The following is a 10,446-nucleotide window of genomic DNA, read 5'->3' as shown; positions in this document are numbered from 1 at the left end:
TTTTTGCTTCAACAACATCGACAAATCGGTAACCTGGTCGAGCACCCGGTCTTTTTTCAGGCTTAGTGTAACCGCGAGGATCTTTTGTAATGGAATTGATACTCCCATCAATATTTTTAGTGGCATATTCATAATCAAGAAATGAACTTATGTAGCTGTCATCATAAAACTCCAACGCGAAAGCAGCACCCGGCCACATGGGGTCCTTTAATTGATTTTCACTTATGAATGGCCGAATTTTTATCAGGAAAATGCCTTCAACATCTACCACACTACGGTATATCTTTTCACCTGCAATAGTCTTGCATTTATTTTCGTAATAAGCCCTGCCTTCCTGGGCCATAACCTTTGCTTGCGAGTTTAATTCATTCCTTGCTGAACCGCAGCCTCCGACTGTGATGATTGTAAAAAATGCAGATGCGGCTGCAAATACATAATAATATTTAGACATGGGTGACATAAAAGTGTTTTTTAAACTAACACGCAGTCTCGTAACATGCTAATACCTGCGAGTAGGAATACGTCTAAAAATGAAATAATGGTAATTCTATAGAATATCTGATTCTTGGTGTGCTTTTTATATTGGAAAATGCTACGTTTAAAAAGATTAAATCATTCTCATTCCTGTAGCTAATTATGTCGAAATGAGCCAAAGGTGCAGTTTTGCGCGAAGCCATTGCGCCTGCGCTTTTGTTAGTTCCAGGTTCGCATTTTGTAAATCAAGTAGTCCACGGCTGACCTCAATGGCATCTAATACGCCAGCCTGAAATAATTTCTCGTTCGACTGAGCCAATTGCTGAGTTATCTCATATAGCTTCAAAGCCGCATTTAACATTCCGATACCTGCTTGGGCCTGAGTATAAGCGTCCAGCAGTTCTTGGTCGGATTGCATACTCGCAGCGTCCAATTCAATGTTCGCAGCTTGTCGTGAAGCTTCGGCATTTTGAATTCGATAGGTGGAGGAAAATCCTTCAAAGAGAGGAATGGTTAAAGTAATGCCTGCAGTTCGCTCGTTGCTACGGCTGCTCGAGAGAGACTGCGTAGGTCTGCCATTGCGGTAATAGCTATAGTTAACATCCAGTTTCGGCATTGCATCTGAAGCGACAGCCTCAACGGTGGCCGCCGCTGCATCCAGCTTAGCTGCTGCGGCTACCACTGCTGGACTGATTTCGCGGGCACTACGCAGCCACTCATCGAGGCGCCACTTGTCGACAGACACAAAATCACGTGATTGATGGCCAACAGCATTGGGGCTTGAAAGTTCATTCCTATTCAAGGGGCCTTTCGCTACCATTTCTGCGACTTCATCCGGTATGGGGTCAAGGTCAACTGACTGCAGCGGGGCAAGCCCTGACAGCGTTCGTAATTTCTGCTCTGCTATTAGCAGCTCCGAACGTGTTTTTTCGATTTCAAATCGATTGCGCTCTAAAGTGGCATGCGCTTGCAAAAAGGCATTACGGGCACTGGCTCCTTGTGCATAGCGGCGCTCAGAGGAGGAGAGGATAGACTTCCCAAGTTCAGAAATTTCATTTTGACGTTTCAACTGAGCCTGCAATGCTTGAGCCTGAACATAAGCCTCCATGACTGCCCAGGAGATCTCTCGAACGGATTGGTTCTGCCCAGCCAATGCCGCTCTCAGCTGCGCTTGCGCAGCACGTTCACGTGCATCACGCGCCCCAAAGTCAAATACCCGCCAAGAGATCGTGAAGCTCTCCGAAGTAGCTCTTATTGACGAGCCTCCTTGAATATTCGTTCCACCAGTTCGACTATGTTGACGCATGACCCCCAATGATGCTTGGGGCCAAAAACTACTGCGCGTTAAGCCTAACTCAGAACTTGCCTTTTGTATTCCAGCCCAACTGGAGCGCACCTGAGGGTTCAAGCATAGCGCTCGGCCAAGTGCGCTGCCCAGTGTCAAGGGCAAAGAAGGCCCCTTCATGGCATTGGTTTGGTCAACGAGATAGCGGGAGCTCGCGTCATTAAACGCATAATGTGCATTTGCGCATGACAACTCCCCTTGTTCGACAATGGGAATGCTGCGATTGGATTGAATCCGAAGATCAGATAACTGCGGTGGCGCCCTCAAGTCATGCCTCAACGATCCCTTCTGCGCATCAGATTGTGTCTTAAGCGGATCCTCGAAAGGTGCAATCCATTCACTCCACGTAATGGATGATCTGCTGGTTTCTTCACCCATTGCGGTAGAAGCGTGAGAGCAGCTGAGCAGACACGTGAAAGCCAATGAGCCTAAGCGGTAGGCACCTGAAATGTTGATTGATTTTTTTTGCATCAGCGTTCCGACATTGCTTCATTGGCATGGCGCAGCAAGGGGCTGAGGACATACTCGATCACACGGCGATCTCCAGTCTTGATCTCTGCCGTAATGGCCATGCCAGGCGCAACAGGTGTCTGCTTTCCATTTACATGCAACGTCTGTTGGTTCATGGCAATACGCACAGCGTATAGCAGACCTCGTTTTTCATCAGGAATCGCATCGCGCGAGATATGCAGCACCTTGCCTGGGATCGTGCCGTACTTCGTGTACTCAAATGCCTGTACTTTGAGTGCAGCAGCCTGTTCTTCATAGACAAAACCCACGTCATGGTTGGCCACGAAAGCTTCAACTTCGATAGGGCCGCGATCTGGGACGATTTGCATGATCGGCTGTGCTGCAGGCACTACCCCACCAACGGTGTGAACTGTCAACTGCTGCACCGTTCCATCCACCGGCGCTGTAATCTGCAACAGCGCACTACTGGCTGCAGTGCGCTGAGCGTCCTGTCTGGATGCATCTGCTACACGCCTTGCCTGCGTGATCTCATCCATGGCCTGCTTTCGGGTTTCAGACAGAAGAACTCGTCGTTGGTTGGTGGCCTCCGAAAGTTTCGTCTCGATCGCCAGTACCGCTTGTTCTCGCTCCTGCCACGCATCTTGCGAAACATCACGTGTCAGTGCCAACTCTCTGTAGCGTTTTTCTTGGCTTGTCGCCAGTGGTAAAGCACGATTCTGTATCCGAAGTTCATCTTCAAAGCGACGAGTCTTGGCCACAACATCCTGATATTGGGCTTGCACATGGCGCTGGGCAGATAGGTGGTCTTCCTCAGTGATCGAGGCTCCGCTACTTCGGTTCAACGCTGCGAGGCTTGTGATGCCAGGCATTCTGTGCCCATCCAGAGCGGCCAGCAACGCGTTATTCCGTGCAATCGTCAGTACGGCCTGATTCATCTCTTTTAGAGCCTTTTTGTGGTCAGCGTCGACCATGCGCGTATCGAGTTGCAGTAGCAAATCACCCGCATGCACAAATTGGCCTTCTGACACTTTTAGCTCTGTAACTCTGCCAGTTTCTACTGATGCCACCGTTTTGGTGCGCTCACTGAGCACCACCTTCCCTTCGGCCTGTACTACGATATCCATACGCCCAAAGATGGACCAGAGCAAGGCCGATAGCACCAGTAGCATCAACAGCCATGCAATCAATCTCAATGTAGGGGATGCCGCCTTTTCTTGCACCGCAAGCGCAGCTGGCAGAAACTCTGCCTCGTCTTCGGTAAATAGACCCGAAGGACGGTTGTTACGGTGTTTCCAGTGAAACGAGAACACCAACATGTAGCGTTTCACCAAACTCGCCCATGCACCCAGGTAATGGCGTCCGCTCATGCTGCATCTCCAGCGTTTGGGCGGGGATTCATTGGTGTTCTATTGGCTATGGCATTTGGTGAAACGGCCCGGCGAACCACCACCACTTTGCCAGATGCATCCTCGGCATGCGCTGCAGGTGTTCTCGCGTGTGACATGGACGCCGTATCGCTTTGTTCGGAGCCCTGTTGCAGACGGTACAAGTGGGTATAGATACCTTGCGGATTCAGCAAAAGCTGCTCGTGTGAGCCAATTTCTGCAATCTCTCCGCGCTCCATGACCACAATTCGGTTGGCATGGCGTACGGCGGAAAGGCGATGAGCAATGATCAGCACCGTCCGGCCCTGGCAGATCAGGCGCATATTGTCCTGAATGATCTTCTCTGATTCATAGTCCAGAGCGCTGGTGGCCTCGTCAAAAATCAGGATACGAGGATCACCCAGTAGTGCTCTGGCAATTGCAATGCGCTGGCGTTGCCCGCCTGAGAGATTGGCTCCATGCTCGCCAACAATCGTGTCATACCCCTCGGCGAGTTCACTGATGAACTCATGCGCGCCAGCAAGTTTGGCCGCATGCATGATGGTCTCGATAGGGTACGAGGGGTTCGCTAGCGCTATGTTGTCCCGCACTGAGCGGTTGAAGAGAATGTTCTCTTGCAGCACTACCCCAATCTGATGGCGCAGCGATGCGGTATCCACAATGGCGATATCTTGCCCATCTACCAATACCCGCCCCCGATCTGGCACATAAAGACGTTGTGCGAGCTTTGTCAAAGTACTCTTGCCCGAGCCAGAGCGGCCCACAATACCAATCACTTCGCCAGGTGCCACCTTGAGGCTGATTGACCGAAGCACATCGGCGGCGTCCGGTCGGTAGCGAAACGAGATTTGGTCGAATTCAATGGCTCCCGCAAGTGCAGGCAGACGTGTGCGGTTACCTGACACCTCGGTTGGGCTGTTCAAAATATCACCCAGCCGTGCCATGGAGATGCCTACTTGCTGAAAGTCATTCCACAGCTGCGCTAAGCGAATAATAGGGGAAGAGACTTGACCTGCCAGCATATTAAACGCAATCAACTGGCCCACTGTCAGATTGCCCTCAAGGACCTGCTTGGCACCAATCCACAAAATTCCGATGGTGACAAGTTTGCTGACCAGCATGACTGCGTTACCAGCCACATTGGCAATATTGGAGGTAGAAAGACTGGCACTCACATAGCCTGCTAATTGTCTGTCCCATCGCTCCTGCCAGCGCGGCTCTACTGCCATGGCCTTGATGGTGTTGACGCCTGCGATGGATTCAACCAGAAACGACTGGTTCTCGGCTCCCCGATTGAATTTCTCGTTGAGCCGCGCGCGCAAAACAGGCGTGAAGAACAGGGACAGAGTGAAATACACGGGAATGGATGCCAGAACCACTAGCGTCAAGTCCACGCTGTACCACAGCATCACGGCGATAAAGACGAGGGAGAACACGACGTCTAGCAAAACGGTCATCGCTTGGCTCGTCAAAAACGCACGAATGCTTTCTAGCTCCCGCACGCGGGCGACAGAATCACCCACGCGTCGGCTTTGAAAATAGGCCATGGGCAATGCCAGCAAATGCCGAAATAGCCGTGCTCCGAGCTCCACATCCATCTTGCTACTGGTGTGTGCGATCACATAGCTGCGAATTCCAGTCATCAACACTTCAAAAATAGTGGCCACTAGCAAGCCAACGGCAATCACATTTAGAGTCTGCATAGCGTGATTGACCAGAACCTTGTCCATCACCACCTGAAAAAACAAAGGTGTGATAAGTGCAACTAACTGCAGTATGAATGATACCAATAGCACTTCTCCCAAAAGCTTTCGGTATTTAACCAGTGCTGGAACAAACCAAGAGAAATCAAATTTTGCCAAATCCCCTTCGTAGGTGGAACTGCTGGTCAATAAGACTATTTCTCCTGTTGAAAGACTTTGAAATTCCGCTCCGGAGATGACAGAGGGTGAATCCCCAGGTTTCTGTATCAATAACTTTATATCTTTGAGACTATTTGAGGAAGGATCACTATTATTTACAGATACGGTGGGTGATTTGACTTGCGCCAGAATGAAAAATTGCCCATCGAATGATGGACAAATGGCGGGCAAAGGGGTGTAAGGTAATCGATCCAGAGGTTGCGGATGCACCTTAGCTTTGAAGCCTACCGACTTTGCTGCCAGCAAGAGAGTCTGAGTGCTCCAATTCTCACCAAACTTGTGTAGTAGCTGGGCTGCATCGATCGGAAGGTGGTGCAACTGCGCCGCAGTCACGAGACATTGCAGTGCTGGATTCGTTGTCATTCGAGGTTAATTGCATCTGAGCTTTGAAGCTAAATAGTGTCCCTGGTAAACGGCGAATGACTCTGATGAGCTGTGCTAAAAAGCCACACCGTTAACATTTGTTTTAAATTCGAATTTGCCAAATGCCTACCTTGGGTGAAAATTCAAATTTCCTATCGAACTGTGTGTCTAAAGACGCGTTCCTTAATGCAATTGAATTTTAGTTCAATGAAAAGCTGCGTAGTCTAGGCGTCTAATTGAAAAATTATTATCTAGTGAAATTATCTGCTTAACTTTTATGAGGAATATTATTTTCTCATTTTATCTTTTTATCTTTTGGAAATAATAATTACTTGCCATTCAATTGGCATGAAGAAGTAATTTTTCATTGCTATAAAGACGCATCTTATACTTTGGTCTGTTGAGTATTGGCATTGAGTTGCGGGGGCTGTTCGCATTTATTCTCATGCGGGCTTTTTATTTTTATCTCTTGTATATATTTTTATGTCATTGCTTTTTACAGATATTGCTTTTGGTTTGGGGCTCATTTTTTCTGCAAAATGGAGTATATATGTTGTTGAAAGTTGAGATTATTGCACGCTCAATAGTGATATTTGTTTTGCCTATCTTATTATTAGCCGGCTGCGAGAAGTATGCTTTGGATAAGCAAATGGAGTTGCTTTGCAAGAAAGACGCCGGGGTAATAATTTATGAGCAGGTTGAGTTGCCTTCAAGTAGATTCGATGCATTCGGAAAATTGGAGCACTATCGCCAAAATGGAAATTTTGACTCTACCTTAGTTTATGGTCCAGAATTTCGATTTATTTCGAAAACAATTATTTTAAAAGATGGGGATACGCTGACTGGTAAAGGTCAGCTTGTTCGTTATGAAAACTATTTGTATAGAAGATCTGATGGAAAACTATTAGGTAGTGCAATTAGCTACAGCCGCAGGGGAGGAGATCTTTTGATATTCTCGCAGCCAAGCTCAAAGCATTGTGCAGGTTATGGCTCTTTGGAGTCGATTTTTTTTAAAAGGTAATTAAATGACAGATAGTAAAAATTATTTAGTTTATGCTGAAACGGCATTGGCAGCATATGGGGTGGGTATATATGGAAAAAACCGAAATGAATTGATTCAGTTATATCAAGATCAAAAAATGGCTCAAGCGCAGGCAGAAAGATTTTCTGATGCGTGGGCAGTCATCTCTCAATCTGGTGATAATACCGATGGCTTTTCTGCAGTACTTTTGCAGAATCGTGAAACGGGGGAGAAGGTGTTTGCTATCCGCGGAACTGAGCCTAGTGAATGGGGTGCGGACTATGTGACGGATGTTGTGGATATTGCGGGTTTCGGTAATGTGATTTATATGTCGCAATATCAGTCGCTGGAAGCGTATTACACTCAACTCGTTACCTCAGGGGTGCTCGGAATTTCAGAAAAAGTTACTGTCACTGGCCACAGTCTGGGTGGTTTTCTGGCTGAGGCATTTACTGCTTTACACGACCCAGTTGTCACAGCGACCTATACCTACAATGCACCTGGCTTTCGCGGAGCCATTGGGCAAGTTCTTGAGGTACTGGGTATCACCGATGCTTCTGCCCCCAACAGCAAAATCATCAATATACGAGCGACTGATGGTATTTCAGCAACTGCTGGCCTAGGGCAGGTGATGGGATCGGTACAGAAAGTACGCATTGAAGCTGGCACAGCCAACCCTGTCTATTATCACTCTATCGCTACATTGACTGACACACTGTCAGTTTATCAGGCATTTGCGGAGTTGCAGCCATCCCTTACTGTGGATCAGATTGGCAATTTATTCATTGGTTCAGGCGTAGGAGCTCGCAAGTTGGAAAATGCGCTGGATATGCTGCGCACCACCCTCACTGGGCCAAACTCGCTATCGACCATCACTGGGGACAAGGAATCACTATTTAATAATCTGTACGAATTTATTAATTCACCCATATATAAAAACCTTGAGGGCAAGCTCAGCATCAACAGAGTCAGCGCCGATCTGCAAACTCGAGCACGAACTGATTTTGCTGCGTTGAGTGCCCTGCTAGATCTCTCACCTATTGTGATCGGGGGCACAGACGCGGCCGCCACTATCCAACTGAATAACCTTTGGCAATCCACTCGAACTGCCCAGTATGCAGCTTGGCAAGCCGACCAGAGCGCTTCGAGCCCCACCACTTTCACCGACCAGTGGATCGCTGACCGAACCGCCATGCTTCAAGCTGTCGTACAGCGCAATATTTCCAACACGGCTGATGGAGGCATCCTGCCTGGCATAAAAGGCCAGCTCTACAAAGATAAGGCCACGAACACTGAAATTCTTGTAGGGGCAGCAACCCAACGAGTCCGCTACATCTTTGGTGGCGAAGGCGCTGATACTGATTTGGTGGGAGAAGGCTATGCTGACCACCTCTACGGAGGTGCAGGAAACGACACTTTGACCGGCCTGGGAGGGGACGACTACCTCCAAGGAGATGCAGGCGAGGACACCCTTATTGGTGGTGCAGGTAGCGATACCCTTGTTGGCGGAGCTGGTAGCGATACTTATGTTCTAAATCTTGGCGAGAGTGGTGTTGACACGATACTTGATAGCGACGGTAACGGTCAGATAGAGCTGGGAGGCGTCGTCATCGCAGGCAGCTTTGGCCAATTGAGTGGCGCGGCAGGTGGACCGGACTACTACAGCAGCGACTCAAGTCGCCAATACAAACTCAGCCAGATAGGTGCTAATGAATGGCGCCTATTTGCTAAATCGGGTAACGATTACACCTTGGTTGCCCAACTGCAGGACTGGCAAGACGGGCAACTGGGCATCAACCTCAATGGTGGCCAGCTGGGCGAGGCATTGCCCACCATGGGATTGTCCTACCCAAATAGTGTGGCGTACATGAACTTCAATGCCACACGCTCCACAGTAGGCGTAGTGATGGAAGGCGGAACCAAATCCGACTCCTTTACTGGGAGTGGCTACAGCGATGTGATCAACACAGGAGATGGACTGGGCAACTACGTGATGGCCCAAGGCGGTAACGACTTTATCTTGGGAGGCAGCGGGCGCGAATACATCCGTGCAGGTGCCAACGGCACCGGGGCTGATGACAACGACATTGTTCAAGCCGGCACTGGCACCGACATGGTGTACGGAGGCATGGGTGAGGATCTGATCTGGGGCAACACCGCTAGTGCTGAATACTTGGTGACGGCTGCAGACAGTGGTGAACGCGGTGATTGGCTCAGCGGAGAAGGCGGAAATGATTTCATCGCCGGCAGCCACTCGCAAGACATGATTTTTGGCGGTGCGGGCGCCGATACGTTGCTGGGCGGTGCGGGGAGCGACCTGATTCTGGGTGACGGGCAATATTCGGTAAGCAGCCGCACAATTGCACTGGACTACGCGTCCCCCTCCACGCAATCATTCGTTTGGAACGCAGACGGCACTATCAAAGGGCCGCTGAGTCAGTATGACTATGGTTTGGACCCTGTGGTCATCCCCAATGGCAGCATCCACAACTGGAGTTGGAACGGCTCGGAAATTGACTTCGGTATTACCTTGGCTTCGGGTGTTAGCTTTCTGAGCCAGACACGAGTGACTACGGGCGGTGGTGATGATCTTATTGACGGGGGTGAAGGCGACGACTGGATTGCAGGGCAGACAGGCAATGACCGCATTTTGGGCGGTGCTGGCAATGACATCATATATGGCGACGATGCTGTGGCTCTGCCAGCAGGTAGTCCAGAAGGCAACGACCAACTGTTTGGCGGACAGGGGGCAGACATACTGCATGGCGGCGGAGGCAATGATCTGCTAGGCAGTCAGGATGACGACGGAGCCCAGGACAAGCTGCATGGTGAAGCTGGAGAAGATACGCTGATAGGCGGCACTGGACATGACATCCTTGACGGAGGAGATGACAGTGACGAGCTCTATGCAGGTAGCGATGGCAGCACCTTGCGAGGCGGCGCTGGTGACGATCAACTGCACGGAGGCGCAGGCAACGACACCATTGAAGGCGGCTATGGAGACGATGTCTACCATACCAGCGGTGGTAACGACACCATGATGGACCTCGGTGGCGACGACAGCTACTTCATCAACTACGACAGCCTGCAAGCAGGAACCATCACAACCCTGACTGATGTCAGCGGTGTTGGTCGTTTGTACTTTGACGGAGACCTGTTGACTGCAGACAACGTTCAAGCGCTCTCTGAGGATAGCTGGTCTGCGTCCTCTGGGCTATGCATTATGTCCAAGGAGGGGGGAGATCTTGTACTCCGCAGCAGAGATCTCGCTGTCTCCGGCAAAGTGGTGGTCAAAAACTTCTTCAGCCAAGAAGAGTTTCTGGGCCTAAAGCTGCCGGCTTATGTTCCCGTAGAACCAAGCAATCAGCTACCAGTGGCCGACCAAGCGCTTGTATCCCAAAGCGTGGAAGAAGACAGTGCGTTGAGTCTGCAAATCCCGGCCGCTGCATTCAGCGACCCCGATGG

At 49.8% G+C, this 10,446-nt stretch carries 5 protein-coding genes and 1 pseudogene; 2 read left to right on the top strand and 4 right to left on the bottom strand.

Annotated elements, in window-relative coordinates:
- The 4 genes from WH367_RS24260 to WH367_RS24245 form a co-directional block, all read right to left on the bottom strand.
- Positions 1–451: hypothetical protein (locus WH367_RS24260; RefSeq protein WP_339537997.1), on the bottom strand; the 451-nt coding region annotated here is incomplete at its 3' end.
- A gap of 183 nt (positions 452–634) precedes the next feature.
- Positions 635–2,290 carry a TolC family protein gene (locus WH367_RS24255; protein WP_339537995.1) on the bottom strand — a complete coding sequence of 552 codons (1,656 nt, stop codon included), beginning with the start codon at positions 2,288–2,290 and terminating at the stop codon, positions 635–637.
- A complete protein-coding gene (locus WH367_RS24250) occupies positions 2,290–3,657 on the bottom strand; it encodes an HlyD family type I secretion periplasmic adaptor subunit (protein ID WP_339537994.1) in 1,368 nt (455 codons plus the stop codon). Before WH367_RS24250 ends, WH367_RS24255 begins: the two co-directional genes overlap by 1 nt.
- Positions 3,654–5,960 carry a type I secretion system permease/ATPase gene (locus WH367_RS24245; protein ID WP_339537993.1) on the bottom strand — a complete coding sequence of 769 codons (2,307 nt, stop codon included), beginning with the start codon at positions 5,958–5,960 and terminating at the stop codon, positions 3,654–3,656. Before WH367_RS24245 ends, WH367_RS24250 begins: the two co-directional genes overlap by 4 nt.
- A gap of 550 nt (positions 5,961–6,510) precedes the next feature.
- On the opposite strand from WH367_RS24245, the gene WH367_RS24240 reads away from it, so the two are divergent.
- On the top strand, positions 6,511–6,981 hold the full coding sequence (locus WH367_RS24240) for a hypothetical protein (RefSeq protein WP_339537992.1): 471 nt from the start codon (positions 6,511–6,513) through the stop codon (positions 6,979–6,981).
- A 4-nt stretch (positions 6,982–6,985) separates the two neighbouring features.
- Positions 6,986–10,446, top strand: a pseudogene (locus WH367_RS24235) (hypothetical protein); the annotation flags it as partial.

The organism is Comamonas sp. MYb21, from assembly GCF_037479395.1.
GTDB lineage: Bacteria > Pseudomonadota > Gammaproteobacteria > Burkholderiales > Burkholderiaceae_C > Comamonas.
The sequence above is the reverse complement of the archived record's forward strand: the minus strand, read 5'-3'. Positions and strand labels throughout refer to the sequence as shown.